Raw genomic sequence first — 17,038 nt, 5'->3', positions numbered from 1 at the left:
TTGTCGAGAGTGAACCGACGATGTTGTCGTTTTGAAATGGTGTGTCGTTTTAAAAATTGATTGTGAACATTCGAATTGGTTGCGGGAGCCGGATTTGAACCGACGACCTTCGGGTTATGAGCCCGACGAGCTACCAGACTGCTCCATCCCGCGTCCGAATGCTTCTCCTAAGAGAAGGTGCCTACAATATTTTAATTCGACTGTAACGAATTTCCCAGAACCAATTAATTGGTTGCGGGAGCCACTCTCTATAAACAAAGAATGAACCGACGACCTTCGGGTTATGAGCCCGACGAGCTACCAGACTGCTCCATCCCGCGTCCGAATGCTTCTCCTAAGAGAAGAGAGTCAACAACATTTTAATTCAGTTGATAAGAATTCAGGCTTCCATTTTTCCTTAAAAAGGAAATGGTTGCGGGAGCCGGATTTGAACCGACGACCTTCGGGTTATGAGCCCGACGAGCTACCAGACTGCTCCATCCCGCGCCTGGGTTTCCGTTGTTTCGACTAGTGTCTCTCAACGAGATGCGTATAATAGCGATCTAAATTTAAATTGCAACGATTAATTTAAAAAACTGTAATAAATAGGTCTTTTGAATAAATTTGCTATAATGACGCCAATTTCCCAAAGGTTTAAAAATTATGCCCAATTTCATTGCACTAACATCCGCTGGTATAGAATTACTTCTTGCCGAAGAGCTTGTTGAACTCGGTGCTACCGACGTAGCCCCTAAAGTACAATCTGTTCATTTTTTCTGCAGCTTTGAAACTGCCCAAAAAATATGTCTTTGGACACGTCTTGCAACACGTATATTACGTCATGTTGTTCAGGTCTCAGGAAGCAGCAAAGAAAAAATTTACGACGGGGTTTTAGGCTTTGATTGGCATCCTTTCTTTACTAAAACAAAGGTTTTCGCCGTCGAGTTTGTTGGAACCGATAAAAGTATAAGAAATAGCCAATTTGGTGGACAAATAGTCAAAGATGCAATCGTCGATAACATCCGAGAAGAAACCGGCAAAAGACCAGACGTAGATAAGCAGTCTCCAGATCTTATTATTCAAGCGAGATTGTTTAAAGGGCAGTGTAATGTCTATGTTGATTTCTCAGGCCCATCACTCCACCAACGAGGTTACCGTAAAGCGCAGGGCGCTGCGCCGTTAAAAGAACATTTGGCTGCGGGTATTATTAGACGCAGTGGTTGGGATGGAAAATCCAGTTTTGTCGATTTGTTTTGTGGTTCAGGTACTTTGTTAATAGAAGCGGCCATGATTAACAAAAATCGCGCGCCAGGTTTAACTCGCAGGCAGTTTTCATTTGTTAAGCATCCTGAATTTCTGGTTCATAAGTATGAAGCGATTCGTGATGAAGCCATTGCTCAAGAAAAGCCAATTAGTGCCGACATTATCGGATTTGAAATTGTAGGTTACGTTTTGGATATCGCTAGAGAAAATATCGCAATGGCAGGATTAGAAGGTGATATTAAACTGGCGCAACAAGACGCAGTAAAAGCGACTGTAGGTAAAGACGTCACTCCGGGCTGGATTGTATCAAACCCTCCGTATGGAGAACGTATTGGCGACTCTATTACATTACTCACGTTGTTTAAGAAGCTTGGCTTTAATTTAAAATCAAATTACGTTAATTGGAACATGTCGTTGTTGTGTACTGAAAATACACTTTTAAAGTTACTTAAACTTCAAAAAGACAAAGAATATAAGTTTAAAAACGGTGCGATAGACATACTGTTGGTTAAATATCAATTGACCGAACAACAATGTGAAATGGGTAACGTTACGTCCAATGGCTATTTTTTGAGTAAAGATGGTCAGGCATTTTCGGGTCGAATCGACAAAAACTTAAAGCGTCTTAGTAAGTGGATCAAAAAAGAAAACATTAGCTGCTATCGGATCTACGATGCCGATATTCCAGAATACAATGTTGCAGTTGATTATTACGACGGCCGCATTGTGGTATACGAATACCAAGCGCCAAAAACGGTAAATGCTAATTTAGCAGAACAGCGCCTTCTTGATGTTTTAAGTATTTTACAAGAGAAGTTTGACCTTACTAGCGATAAGTTTTCGTTAAAAGTACGTAAGTCTCAAAAAGGTAAAGAACAGTACCAAAAAGAAGCTGAACGTCAGCAACGTTTTATTGTTGAAGAGAATGGCGCAAAATTATACGTCAATATTCATGACTACTTAGATACAGGCCTGTTTTTAGATCACCGTTCGGTACGTCAACGTTTTGCGTCTATGTGTTCTGGTAAAAGCATTTTGAATTTGTTTTGTTATACCGGCAGTGTATCGGTGCACGCGGCGTTAAATGGCGCTAAACGTGTTACCTCTGTAGATATGTCTAATACTTATTTAGAATGGGCTGAAGACAATTTCTTTATTAATAAATTGGACAAGAAAAACCACTTTTTCCACCGCGCCGATTGCCTTGCTTGGTTAACAAATACACGAGATAAGTTTGACTTAGTCTTTTTAGATCCACCGAGTTTTTCGAATTCTAAAAAAATGGACCGAACTTGGGATGTACAACGTGACCATGTTGAAATCCTAAAGTTAATGAAAGACCGTTTGATGGACGGCGGACAAATATTGTTCTCTAATAATTTACGTGGCTTTAAGCTTGATGTTGAAGGCATTACAGAACTGGGCTACAAAATAGAAGACATTACGAAAGATACATTACCACCAGATTTTGAACGTAATGCAAAAATTCATCATTGTTGGATATTGTCTGTCGCGTAATGGACAAGCAACCACGGATTTTCTTTTTATTAGGTACTGACGGTTGCCATCTCTGTGAGGTGGCAGAAACGCTGTTAATGCAAAATAACATTGAATTTCAAAAAATTGATATTATCGAAGATGAGCAATTGGTGTCACTTTACGGTGACCATATACCAGTGTTTATTGCAGAAAATGCTGAACAAGCATTATTTTGGCCCTTTGAACAAACACAACTAAAGCAGTATTTAATACACTATGGAATTGATTCGAGTTACTAACGCCCAATTAGCATTTGGCACAAATCCTCTTTTGGATAAGACAAATTTTCAACTTAATACCCACGAGCGGGTATGTATTGTTGGACGTAATGGTGCCGGTAAGTCGTCATTGTTAAAAATATTAACTGGCGATATGCACCTTGACGATGGTCAAGTGCAATTTGTTAATGAAATAACGGTCGCTCGTCTTGAACAAGATCCACCACGTGGTCAAACAGGCACCGTTTACGAATTTGTTTGTGAGGGGCTAAAGGACATTATCGCCCTTGTAGCTCAGTATAATGACTTAGCTTATCAAGCGGCTGAAGATCCATCTGCGCTAGATAAGATGGAAGTTATTCAACAGGAAATTGACCGTGTAAATGGTTGGGCTGTTGAATCTCGTATAGCACAAACATTAACTAAGCTTGGGTTAGACCCTACACAAGACGTTAATAAACTCAGTGGGGGTTGGTTGCGTAAAGTCGCTTTGGCGAAAGCATTGGTTACCGAACCTGATGTGCTGCTATTAGATGAACCAACAAACCATTTAGATATCGACGCTATTGCTTGGTTAGAGAAGTTTTTAAAAGACTTTGCCGGTTCAATCATCTTTATTTCACATGACCGTGCCTTTATTCGGAATATGGCAACTCGTATTGTCGACCTAGATCGAGGTAAGCTCGTTTCTTTTGAAAGTAACTATTTTGACTATTTGTTAGAAAAACAAAGGTTGTTGGAAGTTGAGGAACAACAAAATGCGCTATTTGATAAAAAATTAGCGCAGGAAGAAGTGTGGATCCGCCAGGGAATTAAAGCTAGACGTACGCGAAATGAAGGCCGTGTTCGTGCGTTAAAAGATTTACGTAATGAACGTAGCGCAAGAATAGGGGTTCAAAAAACCGCAAATATGACAATTCAGCAGGGCGAAAAGTCTGCGAAAAAAGTATTTGAAGCCATTGATCTCAGTTTTGCAATTAAAGACCAACGTTTAGTATCAAATTTTGATGCGTTAGTCACTCGCGGCGATAGGATCGCATTAGTCGGTCCAAATGGGATTGGTAAGTCAACATTAATTAAATTACTGATGGGTAATCTTACGCCAGATAGCGGTATCGTTAAAATTGGTGAAAATTTACAGGTTGCCTATTTTGACCAGCACAGATTGGCTCTAGATCCAGAGCAAACGGTGCAAGATAATGTCGCTGATGGCAAACAAGAAATCATGTTTAATGGCAACAGTCGTCATGTATTAGGTTACTTACAAGACTTCCTATTTCCGCCGGTACGTTCAAGAACACCAGTTAAAGCGCTTTCTGGTGGCGAAAAAAATAGATTACTTTTAGCCAAGCTATTTGTAAAACCATCTAATTTGTTAATTCTCGACGAGCCAACCAATGATTTGGATGTTGAAACGTTGGAATTACTTGAAGAACTTGTGGCAAATTATGAAGGTACTGTACTTCTCGTTAGCCACGATCGTGAGTTTATCGACAATACAGCCACAACAGTTTGGGCATTTGAAGGTAATGGCTTAGTAAATAAAGTCGTTGGCGGTTACGAAGAATATCGTGAATATCTGCAACGAATTGCGCCGTCTATTGACGAAAAGCCTGCCGTTACACCGTCAAAACCGGTTGTAACGGAAACTAAAGTTAAAAATAATCAGAAGAAAAAGCTTTCATACAAAGAGGAGAGGGAGTTAGAATCACTCCCCAAACAGGTTGAACTTATAGAGCAAGAAATTGCAGAGCTTCAACTCACTGTTAACTCCTCTGAATTTTTTAAGTTAGATGCCGAGTTAACCACAAATACTTTGAACCAATTGGCCGAAGCTGAGTCAAAGCTTGACGAAGCTTTTGCACGGTGGGAAGAGCTCGAAGAAAAACAATAAAATTAAATTTAGGTAGTAGTTATTTTGAGTAATAAATATTTTGTTCGTTCATTAATATCCTTGTCTTTATTGACAGTAGTAGGTCAGGCAAACGCCGCTAAATATGACATTAAAGAAGTGTACTCTGGTGACAAATACCGTCAGAGTTTTGCTATTGACATAGATAATCAAGGCACGTTAATTGGTGCGGTTCGAGACAGTTTTAATTTTCCTATATATGTAGAACCCTATTTGACCGCTGAAACAGGACCGTTTCGCAGCTATTGTGCACTTTCGGATGCTGAACTAACGTCAGGTGAATTTGATTCTTCATCTATCGGTTGTCTCAAATTAGATTTAGCACGTACAACGACATCTAATAATCGCGTGGGTTATGGCGCTAGTCCTATTTATCAAAAAATTGGCGATTATAAATCGTTTTTTGGTACGGCTGATGACAGTACATTGATCAATATATTTGATTTTATTGATGACGATTTAGGAGACTTTACTAATAGTAATGTTGAACAAATTCGAGCAAGTAATAGTAATGGCATTAAAGTCGGTCACGGTACTGGTCCTTACAGTAAAATTTCGTTTCAACAAACGGGTGAATTTGCAGCCGAGTCGCCAGTAACTATGTGGCAGCAAGACTTTTTGTCTAGAGCCGTTGCTATTGTTGACGGTAATGTCATTGAATTGATGTCAGAAGAAACTCGTTATGGTGGCTATTCAACGGTTTATGACATATCTGATTCAAACTTTATTGCCGGTTCAGAGGCTATTGGTCTTCAAGTTGGTGTTGTAACTGCACTAGAAGAAAACTGTACTGGTGAATTGCTACCTGAACAAGTTTGTGCCTGGTCAGTATTTAGGTCGAGTGCGTTTTACAATACACGTCCGGTTGTTTGGCAAATTGATAACTCAGGTAATATTGTGAGTAAAACACAATATGATTTAGTGTTTACGCCAAACGAAAATCAAACTGGCTCGTATTCAAGTCGCGCTATTGCAGTGAATGATCTTGGTATTGCTGTAGGTTATGGTCATGTACCTTATTCTGATTCGTCGGCAGCTGCGCAGGATTATCCACTGGTATTTCAAAATGGCACAACAACCGAAATGTTGGCTGATCATGAAGATTACGACCGTGGTTATGCGTTAGACATAAATGAAAACAATCTTATTGTGGGTAATTTAGACACGTATTTTGACAGTGCTTATAATAGTGAATTTTTCATCTATGACTTAAACAGCGGCGAGTTACAAACGCCAACGACGTTTTATTCCACGGCACAAAGTACAGCAAGTGGTATTAATGACGAAGGGGTTGTTGTTGGCCAAGCTGAATACGAAGTTACAACAAACCAAACACGTCGTAAACATGGCTTTATTTACGACAGTGTTAAAAAAGAATTTTTTGACTTAAATGATTTGACCGAATGTAATTCGATTTATGAAATTGTCTCAACAAGTGCCATCAATAATGCTGGTCAAATTGCCGCAACCGCACTTAAAACAGTTGATACAAGAGATTATAAAGGCGAAATTGTTATAGATCCTTCTACCGGTGAAGCCTACCAAGAGCAGGTGGCAGTTGCCGTTTTACTGTCTCCAATCGATGGTGGCGAACTGGAAGAATGTGCGACTGAAGATGAACCAGACTATAAACGTAAAGGGTTATCCTTGCCGGTTAGTTTTACCATTTTACTTAGTGGTTTAATCGCAATAAGACGCAAGTTTTTATAATTTAATGTTCTAATAAAAAAGCCCATGTCTATCATGGGCTTATTTTTTTCCTCTATTTATTTCCGCTAAAACAGTTGATCATATTTTTGTAATCTACTATTCATATATATGTGATTTTGCTCCAAAGAGTAAAAACTCAAAAGTGACTTCAAACTAATAAATTGAGGAAGTGCCTATGAAAAGACAGAAACGTGATCGCTCAGAAAGAGCTCATTCACAAGGATATAAAGCAGGTCTTACCGGACGTTCGAGAGACGCCTGTCCTTATCAATCTTCAGAAAGTAAATCACAATGGTTAGGCGGATGGCGAGAGGCTATCGGAGACAAGAATATTGGTCTCTTTAAATAACTATCACTAGAAATAAAAAAGCCCGACATAAATGACGGGCTTTTTAGTAACTAGTTTGAACTTTCAAACTTAGAATGAAGAAGTGTCTGTAAACAATCCAACTTTTAAATCATTTGCTTCATAGATTTTTTTGCCATCTACTTCAACTACACCGTCACCTAATCCCATATAAAGCTTACGTTTGATAACGCGCTTAAGGTCGATTCGGTAAGTTACTTTTTTAGCGGTAGGTAGCACTTGACCGGTAAATTTAACTTCACCTACACCGAGTGCACGACCTTTACCAGGGCCACCAGTCCAACCTAAGAAAAAGCCTACAAGTTGCCACATAGCATCAAGTCCTAAACAACCTGGCATGACGGGATCTTCTTTAAAATGGCAAGCAAAAAACCACAGGTCTGGATTAATATCCAATTCAGCTATGATCTGTCCTTTACCATATTTTCCGCCTTCTTCTGAAATATGGACAATACGGTCCATCATTAACATATTATCTGACGGAAGTCGGCTATTTCCCGGGCCAAAAAGCTCGCCATTACCGCAATCGATTAAATCGTTTTTATCGTAGCTGTTTTTCTGTAACATAAATACTCTTAACAAGAAGTGTAATAAAGGTCGCTAATTTAGCGAACACTTGTACGCTAAACAACTCTGAACAGTAATTTAACTAAAATTTAATATTCAAATGAACAAAAAACAACCATTATCTAACGCTGAGAAACAAAAACGCTACCGAGAAAGGAAGATCCTGCAAGGTAGAAAAGAAGTTCGTGGCTATTTAACCAATGAAGCTCAAGTGTGTCTTGAAGAAATTCGTATCAAAACGGGATGGGATGACAGCACAATATTGAGCAATGCAATTCGCCTAACGTTTGCGGCTCAACAGTGTGGACAAGTGAAATTATTAAATAGTTGGTTGGTGAAGCACAAAAAATAACTATTGAAACTGACCATCTCCAAAACTTACCGAAAAATCGGCACACCACACACTTATACTATTCATTTTGTCGAGTGGGGCAGGCGAAGTGAGTTTAACGGTAAAGTCTTCATTGGCATACGCTCTACCATTTAATTGCATACCCATAGCAAAACCGCCATTCTCAGTGTCGTATTGCCCATCTAAAGCGCCATAAAAATAGACAGACGGACCTTCACCATCGTAAGTAAAATTAGTCACAGATAAGGTGCAGTTGTCCTCAATCTTAACTGTTCCAGACACCATATGATGAAGTGTACTCAATATCGCCGTAGAGCCAACGCTAGGGTGATCTGCCATGTCACAGCTATATTGTGATTCATTTTCTATGTCGTCGTCTGTGGTTGCGCCACCGTCGTCCATGTCGTTGGTTGTTGTGTCATCCATCATGACCGTTTCGGTCATTTCTATGTCTGGTTCATTCATTTTATCAGAACAGGCCCCAAGCAAAGTTGATGATAAAACCAATAGTGTTAACAAGGACAATTTAGTAGACATAACAAACCTTAGAAATACAAACGACGCGTTAACTATATAGAACTAGGTTTGTTAAATAATCTTTCAATTTACTTTTATTTTTTACAACTGGTATTTTTCTAGTCGATATAAAAACTGTTTGTAGTTTAACCCGATGAGTTTCGCCGACTTCGTTCGGTTGCCATCGGTACGGTCTAAAGATTGCTGTAATATGTCTTTTTCAAACTCATCCCAAACCAGCCCATCGGGGGGGATTTCAAAACCTGAAGTAACATCTATTTTGTGGGTACTGTTGCTATTAAAACTCAACTCTTCTGCATCCCCGAGCAAAACGAATCGTTCTATACGATTACTTAACTCGCGCACATTGCCGGGCCAAGGGTAGTCATAAATAGCCCGTTTTTGTTCTGTCGTCAGTTGCGGTGCTTTACTTTTGTACTGAGTTTCGAACTTCTGAATAAAGTGTTCAAATAACCGTGGTATGTCTTCTTTTCTTTCTCTGAGCGCCGGCATTGTAAGCGGCACAACGTTTAACCGATAATAGAGATCTTCACGAAATTCATTGGAACTGATTAACTCTGGAATATCTCTGTGGGTCGCCGCGATAACTCGGGCATCAATTTGGATCTCTTCATTTGAGCCTAAACGGACAATGACATTTTCTTGTAAAAACCGGAGTAACTTGGCCTGCAGTAAAATAGGTAACTCACCAATTTCATCTAAAAATAATGTTCCGCCATTGGCCGCTTCTATTTTGCCAATTTTACGTTCTGTCGCGCCGGTAAAGGCGCCTTTTTCAGCACCAAATAGTTCGGCTTCTGCTAGGTTTTCTGGAATAGCCCCGCAGTTTATTGCCACAAAGTTATTAAGGTGACGTTGTGACATCTTATGCAGCGCTCTGGCCGCTAACTCTTTACCTGTACCACTTTCTCCGTGGATCAATACGGTAGCATTGGTATTTGAAACACGTTTTATTCGGTCATATACTTTTTGCATACACGGCGCGCTACCAACAAGTTCAACTAAGTTTTTTTGTTCGGAGAGTTGCTCTGAAAGGGCGCTGTTTTGTAACCGTAAATTGTTTGCTGTATTGGCTTTGGTAATGGCCAGAAGCAGTTCTTGAGTTTGAAATGGCTTACTTAGATAGTCATCTGCGCCTTTTTCAACAGCTTCTACTGCGTGTTGCACTGAACCGTAGGCCGTAGCAACCACAAAGCCACAGTTAATCTTGTTGTTTCGAATATATTCCAACAAGCTGATGCCAGTTAAACTTCCCAGCTTCCAGTCAGAAAAAATAACATTTGGCACTTGGCCTATTTTTTCGAGGTTTTTTAATTCAACTATTGCTGACTCAACCGATTCGGCTGAAACTATTTCATGGCCATGATCTTTAAGAATGTCGGCGACAAGTTCTCGTTGATCTTTTTCATCTTCTACTAATAGAACTAACATTTGGAACCCTTTGACGTGCATTTTATATTTAACACCTAATCAAAAACATATGTTCGTAGGTTGTTAAAGTAACATTGGTCTTAGTAATACTGGTTTTGTATCTCGATTTTAATGACAGTGGTTTACATTATCCTTGCTTACGCAAAATTAACGTTGCCTTTGCACCTTCTGACGTATTTTTTAGGTTTAGTGAACCATTGTAATAAAGTTCTGCGATACGTTTGCCAATGTATAAGCCCATTCCAGCGCCTTCAGCTTTTGAAGATACATGGGGCGCAAATAACTGTGGTTCAATATTTTTATCTATACCGCCGCCATTGTCTGAAACGGTAATGCAAGTTTGATCATCATTTTCATATTTGTTGATTTTGAGTTTTAAAACATCTGGGTTATGGCTTATTGCCGCTTCGTAACCGTTAAAAATAATAGTATGTAATATGCTTCTCAATTCGTTTAGTTCGCCAACGACAAAGCTCTGTTCGCCGAGCTCAAACTCGATTTCCAACGGTTTGGTATTAGAAGGGTGTGATTGCTTGAGTTCCAACGTTACATCTTTAATCAAACTGTTAATATCAATTTTAGCACCGCGTTCCATTTTACCAGACGTTAAGGTTAACAGCGCCGCAATGCTTTTGTTTAGTTGCGAGATCTTAACTTTGATGTTGTCTAATAATTGAAGTTTGGTCGTTTCATCGCAATCTGGTTTTTGCAGCTGATCTATGGCTAAACCAATAGTATGAAGTGGGTTGCGAAGGGCATGCGCAATGCCTTTGCTCACGTCACCGATTTCTTCGAGGTGAGAGCGTTCGCTCAATTTTGTTTCCATCTGTTCGAGCAATACGAGTTGTTTGCTCATGGCATTAAACTGGGTAATCGCAAATTGGATTTCGTTGGTGCCTGAAACTTCAACTTCGACGTCTTTTTCGCCTTGTTCTATTTTGCGAAAACCAAGTGTTAGATTATTCATCGGTTGGCTGATTTTATTGCTTAACCAAAAAACAAAAATAATCCCTAAAATAGAAGTAAATATAATGATGTAGGTGATTGAGTTAATCATTTTTTCTAGCAAAAACGATTGCCCTTTATTGGCGCTTTTGTGTCTCTTTTCAATAATTTTCACGAGCGCGGGTTTGTGCTCCGACAAGTCAGGATCGATTTCTTTATAATGTTCGATTTGTTGCTTTAAATGTTTTTTGAATAGCTGATGTGTTGAACGTTCATCTTTAGTAATAAAGATTTGGATATTTCCGAATTCTTCCGCGGTACTAATTTCTTTGCCGTTATAGAACTTTCTTAACATCGAATTAATTTTTTTCCTAATTGATTTAGGTTCGTTTTTTAACAACTGATTAATGAGTTCTTCAGATTTTCTGCTTTTGCCAGGCAAAACGACGTCATAGTCATTTCGAACACCATTGCTCATATCTTTGATCTCAATTCGAAATGCATTTAATGAACGTTTAGATTTAGACTTAGATTTATGAGCGGTTTTATTTTTGTTTGAATATTTGTTGAACTCCAATTCATGAACTTCAACCTCAACTTCGGCATCTTGCGGAATATTTTCGATTGTTCTATCGATGATAAGGTTGGCTAATCGTTTGCCTCGTAATTCAATTTCTTGCTCCATCTTTTGTTTTAATTGATCAACTAAAAATATTTGTGATGCGGCCATCACAACAAGAAACGTGGTAAGCAAAATAAATAGGTAACGCTTGATTGTCATTTTTTAATCTTATGTTTGGTCGTTTGAAAATAACGGACTGAAAATCAACCCTAACGGAATTAAATGAAGAATTAACGTATCGTTCGAATACCTATACTCGGTACTTTCCCATTGCCCAGTATCTTCATCTCTTCGCAACTATATTGTTTCATATACTGATACTGTTTAATTGTACGCAATCTTTGTTCCACATATTTAAACTTTGTAAAACAGCAGGTTAACGAAGGCATAATTAGACTATAGATTAATATATCCTGATATGGGGAATAACGCATGCTTATATCAGGATTTATTTGTATTTATTAGGACGTGTATTTTTACTTAATTTAGTTAAGTAATTGAAATTTATGTCGTAATTTTTTGTGGCACAGGAATTGAGTTACTTACTGAGAATGACATTAAAAGAGTTGAATACTTTTAACGTCGAATTGTTCAACTTAGATTACTATTTTACGGAGTAATACCATGAAAAAAATGAAATTACATTCTATCGCCGCTGCTGTAAGTCTTACAATCGGTATGTTAGCAATGACATCAACAGGTGCCATTGCAGGTTCTAAACATAAAGATCACGAAAATCGCAGAAACGTTGAAAAAAATATCGTTAAAGTTGTTTCTGAATCAGGTGACGGTGTTGAAGTTTATGTTTTAAACAAAGACGTTAAAAAAGAATACAACTTTAGCTTTGACGAATTAGATAGCATGGACAATGTTTCCGCCAAACTTGGCGACTTAGATTCAGATACACAATCTAAAATTGTCGAACTTTTAGGCCAACTTAAAGACCACGATGCCAAACATGTTGTGATAAAAAGTGCCGAAATAGCTAAAGGCGATAAAGAAACTGAAGTTTATATGATCAGAACCGCTGATGGCGAAGAAAATGTACATATTGAAATTGACGTAGAAGGCGAAGGCGCGGGTTCTGAAAAACGCATGTTTATCCATAAAATGATGGAAGATGGTAAAAAAGGCCACCATGACAGAGGCGGAAAACGTAATTCGAAAGAAAAAGGCAAAATGAGCAAGAAAAAATTAAAACACATCTTGAAACATTTAGTTAAAACTGAAAAGTTAGATGAAGCAGAGAAAGCTGAACTTAGAGCTATTTTAGACGGTCAATAAAACATAGCGTTTCCCAACGGTTGTGTCACGCCATTACAATTTTGTAATGGCGTTTTTCATGACCTTGTAGTGATTAAGTAACTCACTAAATCTTTCGGTAGTTCCGCCTTTATCTGGGTGATATTCTAGAGATTTATGACGATATTTGGCCTTTAGTTCCTTCATCGTTGGCGTAGTGTCAAATTCGAAATAGGCCTGAGCTTGCTCTACAAGTTGCGGCGTATAAAGGGCGTTTTTGTTATATTTTTGCCAAAATTGAGACAACAAACTCGCTACATCTGCACTATCAGTTTTATCAAAATTATTCCAATCCAAATAATAATCACGTAAACCGTCACTTTCTAAGTAACAGCTTGGCTCGGTTGTTGAGTTGGCAGAAATCACATTGAGTTGTATAGAAAGTACATGAATTTCTATATAAAAAGTTTGTGTTTCGTGACCGAGTTGATTGAGCCGATACAAGGCGTGAAACAAAATAAAGTGCGTTTGAAACAAGCTTAGATTTTGGGATAGACTACCTACCTCAAAAAAAGAATAGGGCGCTTTGGATAGCTTATCGATTAATTCAAATTCGGTAAATTTATCGCCGGACAAGAGCAACTGATAAACAGCTTGTTCGAGTTCATCAGTAGCCCCAGGCGGATTTGTTATCGCTTTTTTGTCGTTAGACTTCATAAGTCAGTGGGTCAGTCACATTATTTTTTTCAAATGCTTCTAATCGTTCCTGACAGGCACCACATTTGCCACATGCATGTTCACGTCCGTTATAACAGGTCCAAGTTAACCCGTAGTCCAGTCTCATTTTAAGACCGTCTTTTAGAATATCGATTTTACTCGATTCTAAATATGGAACGACGATGTCTATCGGATCGTAGTTTGAAATCGCACAAACGTCCTGCATCTTTTTGACAAACTCTGGTCGACAATCTGGATAAATAGCGTGGTCACCTGAATGTGCGCCATAATACACTTTACTAGCCTCTAAGCTCACGGCGTAACCGACAGCAAGTGATAATAAGATCATATTCCGATTAGGCACGACTGTCTGCTTCATGCTTTCTGCTTCGTAATGACCCTCAGGCACGTCAATATTTGCAGTTAACGACGAACCCGCAATGATGCCGCCAATGGCACTAATATCGACAATTTTGTGTTGTACTCCAAGTTTCTCACAGGCATTTTGAGCAAAGTTAACTTCTTTTACATGGCGTTGCCCATAATCAAACGTTAACGCATATACGTCTAAACCGTCTCTAATTGCTCGGTTTAATACAGTGAATGAATCCATTCCACCAGAAAAGATAACAACTGCTTTATCAGACATTTTTAACCTTATTTAATATTTACCAACATCGAGGTATTGGATTTGTTACAATACCGCGCAATATTTACTGGCGCAGTAGTTAACTATTGATAGTCGTAAATTTTAAATCATTATTGAACGATTAGAAAGAATAGTCAGAGATTGAGCGGTTAATATTCCATGATTAATTACAATGTAAATGAGTTGTTTGAAACGATCCAAGGTGAAGGGCAATATACCGGTACGCCTTCTTTGTTTTTGCGATTGCAAGGTTGCCCAGTGGGTTGTTCTTGGTGCGATACAAAACAAACGTGGGAAACAGACAAAGCTGATGAAACTGATTTGCAGACCATATTGATTAAAACAGCGGACTCGCCTACGTGGACTGCTTTAACTGCAGACCAAATATTAGGTATTTTTAAAAACCAAGGTTATACCGCTAAACATGTGGTTATCACAGGTGGTGAACCCTGTATGTTTGATTTAGTGCCGCTTTGTGAGTTGTTACATAATCATGGCTATTCAACCCAAATTGAAACCAGTGGTACATTTGTAATTAAAGCTCCTAAAACAACTTGGGTTACGGTTTCGCCAAAGATTAATATGAAAGGCGGATATGAAGTTTTGGCCTCTTGTATGGCTCGTGCGAATGAAATTAAGCACCCGGTGGCCCGTGAAGTTCACGTTGAAGAACTAGAAGCGCTATTAGCTAAGTCACCAATTAATAAGAATGCTTTTGTGTATTTACAACCAATTAGTCAAAAGCCGTCTGCAACCCAATTAGCGATAGACACCTGCATTAAAAAGAACTGGCGCTTATCGATTCAAGTTCATAAGTATATTGGGATCAGTTAGTCTTATTTTTAAATGATACGGCACAAATAAAAAAGCTCATTTGTTAATTAAAACAAAATGAGCTTTTTTTATGTTTAACGTCTAATGCAATCAATTGCTTGCATTAGACGTTAACATTACCAATTAGCGTTTAGTTGCAGCTTTCATATCACGAACAAAAGCAGCTAATTCACTTAACATTGTTTGTTTGTCGTTAAGATTATTCTCAATGATTTTAACGACAGCGGAGCCCGATATTGCACCTTTTGCTCCGGCCGCAATAGCACTCGCAACCTGTTTTGGCGTAGATATACCAAAGCCTAAAATAGGTGGTGCTGCATGGTAAGCTTTCATTGTTTTTATCATAGCATCTGCCGGCATTTCTGCCTGCGACTCTGCACCAGTGACGCCAGAACGACTCAACAAGTAGGTATAACCGCGGCTGTAACTCGCCACTTGACGTAATGTTTCATCGCGCACATTTGGCGGCACGATAAAGACCGCGTCGATATTGGCTTTTTCAGCGGCTAATCTAAATGGTTTAGACTCACGAACAGGTACGTCAGCGACGAGCACTGAGTCGACACCTGCATCATTACATAGTTGATAAAATTGCTCGATACCTTTTGCTAATACCAAGTTACTATATAACAACAATCCAATTGGGGTATCTGGGTATTCGTCTCGAATTCGACGAATTAAATCCAAACAGTCTTGTGTACGAATTGGATTATCAAGTGCTCTAATATTTGCCGCTTGGATTGTTGGTCCATCGGCAATAGGGTCTGAAAACGGAATACCGAGTTCTAATGCGTCTGCGCCAGCGTCAATAAGTGTTTTAATGATCTCATAACTGGTTTCTAAATCGGGGTCAGCAATCGTGACAAAAGGAATAAACCCGCCTTCAGCGTTTTGGTCTAATTTTGCAAATAAGTTGGAGTAACGGTTTGACATTATTTGTCTCCCATTTCAGTTAATACGCTATGGACATGAGTTAGATCTTTATCACCACGACCCGATAAATTAACCAATAAAACCTGATGTTTTTCAGGATCGGCTTTGGCTAATTTAAGTGCGTAGGCTAGGGCATGTGATGATTCCAACGCAGGGATAATCCCTTCTCGTTTGGCTAGCGTTTGAAAAGCTTCAAGGGCTTCATCGTCATTAATAGCAACATAATTGGCTCGACCAATTGATTTTAAATGCGCATGTTGAGGCCCTACAGCAGGATAATCGAGTCCTGCTGAAATTGAGTAAGATTCTTCAATTTCGCCGTCTTCGGTTTGCATAATGTGGGTGTAAGCCCCGTGCAATATCCCTTTTGAATCGATACCTAAATCAAGAACCGCTAGCGCTGCCCCATGTTCACCGGTTTCAATGCCTTTACCGCCTGGTTCAACGCCAATAAGTTGCACGCCATCTTCTGGGATAAAGTCGTTAAACATACCGATTGCATTTGAACCACCACCAACACAGGCAATAACCGCGTCTGGCAATTGACCTTCTTGCTCAAGAATTTGTTGTTTTGCTTCTTCACCAATCATTTTTTGGAAGTCACGAACAATGGTTGGGAACGGATGTGGGCCCGCTGCTGTGCCCAATAAATAATGACTGTCGTCGTAGCTAGAAGCCCAATCACGCATCGCTTCGTTTACTGCATCTTTTAACGTGCCAGAACCAGCAGTAACAGGAATAACCTTCGCCCCCATTAGCTCCATTCTAAAAACATTAGGTTGCTGTCTTTCTATGTCTTTTGCACCCATATAAATACGAGCTTCGAGACCCAATAACGCACAGGCTAGGGCGGTTGCAACGCCATGTTGTCCGGCACCTGTTTCGGCGATAACCCGTGTTTTACCCATGCGTTTTGTTAACAAGGCTTGGCCTAAAACCTGATTGGTTTTATGTGCGCCACCGTGTAATAAGTCTTCGCGTTTTAAGTAGATTTTTGTATTGGTGCCCTTGGTAAGGTTACGACACAAAGTTAATGGTGTCGGACGACCTGCGTAATCTTTTAATAAGTGGTTAAACTCTTTGATAAATGCATCGTCGTCAATTGCGTTGATATAGGCTTGTTCGAGCTGTTCCAAAGCAGGAACAAACAATTCGGGAACAAACATACCGCCATATTCGCCAAAATACGGATCTAATGTTTTCTTTTGTGACATTTGAAAT

The 17,038-nt window shown here is 39.1% G+C and carries 16 protein-coding genes, 3 tRNA genes and 1 pseudogene; 9 read left to right on the top strand and 11 right to left on the bottom strand.

The window, feature by feature from the left end; all coding sequences use genetic code 11:
* Positions 1-76: 76 nt before the first annotated feature.
* The 3 genes from KO525_RS06850 to KO525_RS06840 all read right to left on the bottom strand — a co-directional run bounded on the left by KO525_RS06850 (position 77) and on the right by KO525_RS06840 (position 486).
* Positions 77-153 (bottom strand) — tRNA-Met (locus tag KO525_RS06850).
* 76 nt (positions 154-229) lie between these two features.
* Positions 230-320, bottom strand: a tRNA-Met gene (locus tag KO525_RS06845).
* Positions 321-409: 89 nt separating this feature from the next.
* Positions 410-486: transfer RNA gene (locus KO525_RS06840), tRNA-Met, on the bottom strand.
* 156 nt (positions 487-642) lie between these two features.
* Between KO525_RS06840 and rlmKL the strand changes: the two are divergent.
* The 6 genes and pseudogenes from rlmKL to rmf all read left to right on the top strand — a co-directional run.
* Positions 643-2,739: pseudogene (gene rlmKL, locus KO525_RS06835) on the top strand (bifunctional 23S rRNA (guanine(2069)-N(7))-methyltransferase RlmK/23S rRNA (guanine(2445)-N(2))-methyltransferase RlmL); the annotation flags it as partial.
* Positions 2,720-2,800: a hypothetical protein gene (locus KO525_RS19965; protein ID WP_368392570.1), complete on the top strand. Its 81-nt coding sequence runs from the start codon at positions 2,720-2,722 to the stop codon at positions 2,798-2,800. The pseudogene rlmKL and the gene KO525_RS19965, both read left to right, overlap by 20 nt.
* A complete protein-coding gene (locus KO525_RS06830) occupies positions 2,778-3,020 on the top strand; it encodes a glutaredoxin family protein (protein WP_368392569.1) in 243 nt (80 codons plus the stop codon). Before KO525_RS19965 ends, KO525_RS06830 begins: the two co-directional genes overlap by 23 nt.
* The gene (locus KO525_RS06825; protein ID WP_215963037.1) at positions 2,998-4,893 is read left to right on the top strand and encodes an ABC transporter ATP-binding protein; all 1,896 of its coding nucleotides are present in this window, start codon (positions 2,998-3,000) and stop codon (positions 4,891-4,893) included. The genes KO525_RS06830 and KO525_RS06825 overlap by 23 nt, the downstream gene beginning before the upstream one ends.
* Positions 4,894-4,917: 24 nt before the next feature.
* Positions 4,918-6,621, top strand: a complete 1,704-nt coding sequence (locus KO525_RS06820) for a DUF3466 family protein (protein ID WP_215963036.1) — start codon at positions 4,918-4,920, stop codon at positions 6,619-6,621.
* 175 nt (positions 6,622-6,796) lie between these two features.
* Positions 6,797-6,970 (top strand): ribosome modulation factor, encoded by a 174-nt coding sequence (rmf, locus tag KO525_RS06815; RefSeq protein WP_215963035.1) that lies wholly within the window; start codon positions 6,797-6,799, stop codon positions 6,968-6,970.
* A 69-nt stretch (positions 6,971-7,039) separates the two neighbouring features.
* Here the strand turns inward: rmf and fabA are convergent, their stop codons facing one another.
* A complete protein-coding gene (gene fabA, locus KO525_RS06810; protein ID WP_215963034.1) occupies positions 7,040-7,555 on the bottom strand; it encodes a bifunctional 3-hydroxydecanoyl-ACP dehydratase/trans-2-decenoyl-ACP isomerase in 516 nt (171 codons plus the stop codon).
* Between the two features lie 100 nt (positions 7,556-7,655).
* Here fabA and KO525_RS06805 point away from each other — a divergent pair, with 100 nt between their 5' ends.
* A complete protein-coding gene (locus tag KO525_RS06805) occupies positions 7,656-7,907 on the top strand; it encodes a hypothetical protein (RefSeq protein WP_215963033.1) in 252 nt (83 codons plus the stop codon).
* Here the strand turns inward: KO525_RS06805 and KO525_RS06800 are convergent, their stop codons facing one another.
* The 3 genes from KO525_RS06800 to KO525_RS06790 all read right to left on the bottom strand — a co-directional run bounded on the left by KO525_RS06800 (position 7,908) and on the right by KO525_RS06790 (position 11,601).
* The gene (locus tag KO525_RS06800) at positions 7,908-8,444 is read right to left on the bottom strand and encodes a DM13 domain-containing protein (RefSeq protein ID WP_215963032.1); all 537 of its coding nucleotides are present in this window, start codon (positions 8,442-8,444) and stop codon (positions 7,908-7,910) included. It lies immediately after the preceding gene.
* Between the two features lie 81 nt (positions 8,445-8,525).
* The gene (locus tag KO525_RS06795; protein ID WP_252736708.1) at positions 8,526-9,875 is read right to left on the bottom strand and encodes a sigma-54 dependent transcriptional regulator; all 1,350 of its coding nucleotides are present in this window, start codon (positions 9,873-9,875) and stop codon (positions 8,526-8,528) included.
* A gap of 127 nt (positions 9,876-10,002) precedes the next feature.
* Complete coding sequence (locus KO525_RS06790; RefSeq protein ID WP_215963030.1) at positions 10,003-11,601, bottom strand: HAMP domain-containing sensor histidine kinase; 1,599 nt, start codon at positions 11,599-11,601, stop codon at positions 10,003-10,005.
* 465 nt (positions 11,602-12,066) lie between these two features.
* Between KO525_RS06790 and KO525_RS06785 the strand changes: the two genes are divergently transcribed.
* The gene (locus KO525_RS06785) at positions 12,067-12,726 is read left to right on the top strand and encodes a hypothetical protein (RefSeq protein WP_215963029.1); all 660 of its coding nucleotides are present in this window, start codon (positions 12,067-12,069) and stop codon (positions 12,724-12,726) included.
* Positions 12,727-12,759: 33 nt separating this feature from the next.
* Here KO525_RS06785 and KO525_RS06780 read toward each other — a convergent pair whose 3' ends face one another.
* Both KO525_RS06780 and queC read right to left on the bottom strand, forming a co-directional pair.
* Positions 12,760-13,401 (bottom strand): DNA-J related domain-containing protein, encoded by a 642-nt coding sequence (locus tag KO525_RS06780; RefSeq protein ID WP_215963028.1) that lies wholly within the window; start codon positions 13,399-13,401, stop codon positions 12,760-12,762.
* The gene (gene queC / locus KO525_RS06775; protein WP_215963027.1) at positions 13,391-14,050 is read right to left on the bottom strand and encodes a 7-cyano-7-deazaguanine synthase QueC; all 660 of its coding nucleotides are present in this window, start codon (positions 14,048-14,050) and stop codon (positions 13,391-13,393) included. The genes KO525_RS06780 and queC overlap by 11 nt, the downstream gene beginning before the upstream one ends.
* A gap of 159 nt (positions 14,051-14,209) precedes the next feature.
* On the opposite strand from queC, the gene queE reads away from it, so the two are divergent.
* A complete protein-coding gene (queE, locus tag KO525_RS06770) occupies positions 14,210-14,884 on the top strand; it encodes a 7-carboxy-7-deazaguanine synthase QueE (protein ID WP_215963026.1) in 675 nt (224 codons plus the stop codon).
* A gap of 123 nt (positions 14,885-15,007) precedes the next feature.
* Here the strand turns inward: queE and trpA are convergent, their stop codons facing one another.
* Together trpA and trpB are read right to left on the bottom strand one after the other, a co-directional pair.
* Positions 15,008-15,817, bottom strand: a complete 810-nt coding sequence (gene trpA / locus KO525_RS06765; RefSeq protein ID WP_215963025.1) for a tryptophan synthase subunit alpha — start codon at positions 15,815-15,817, stop codon at positions 15,008-15,010.
* Positions 15,817-17,031 (bottom strand): tryptophan synthase subunit beta, encoded by a 1,215-nt coding sequence (gene trpB, locus KO525_RS06760; protein WP_215963024.1) that lies wholly within the window; start codon positions 17,029-17,031, stop codon positions 15,817-15,819. Before trpB ends, trpA begins: the two co-directional genes overlap by 1 nt.
* Positions 17,032-17,038: the final 7 nt, after the last annotated feature.

Origin of the sequence: Psychrosphaera sp. B3R10 (assembly GCF_018861025.1) — a bacterium.
In the GTDB taxonomy this organism is placed as follows: domain Bacteria; phylum Pseudomonadota; class Gammaproteobacteria; order Enterobacterales; family Alteromonadaceae; genus Psychrosphaera; species Psychrosphaera algicola.
This window is presented reverse-complemented; position numbering and strand designations above follow the sequence as displayed.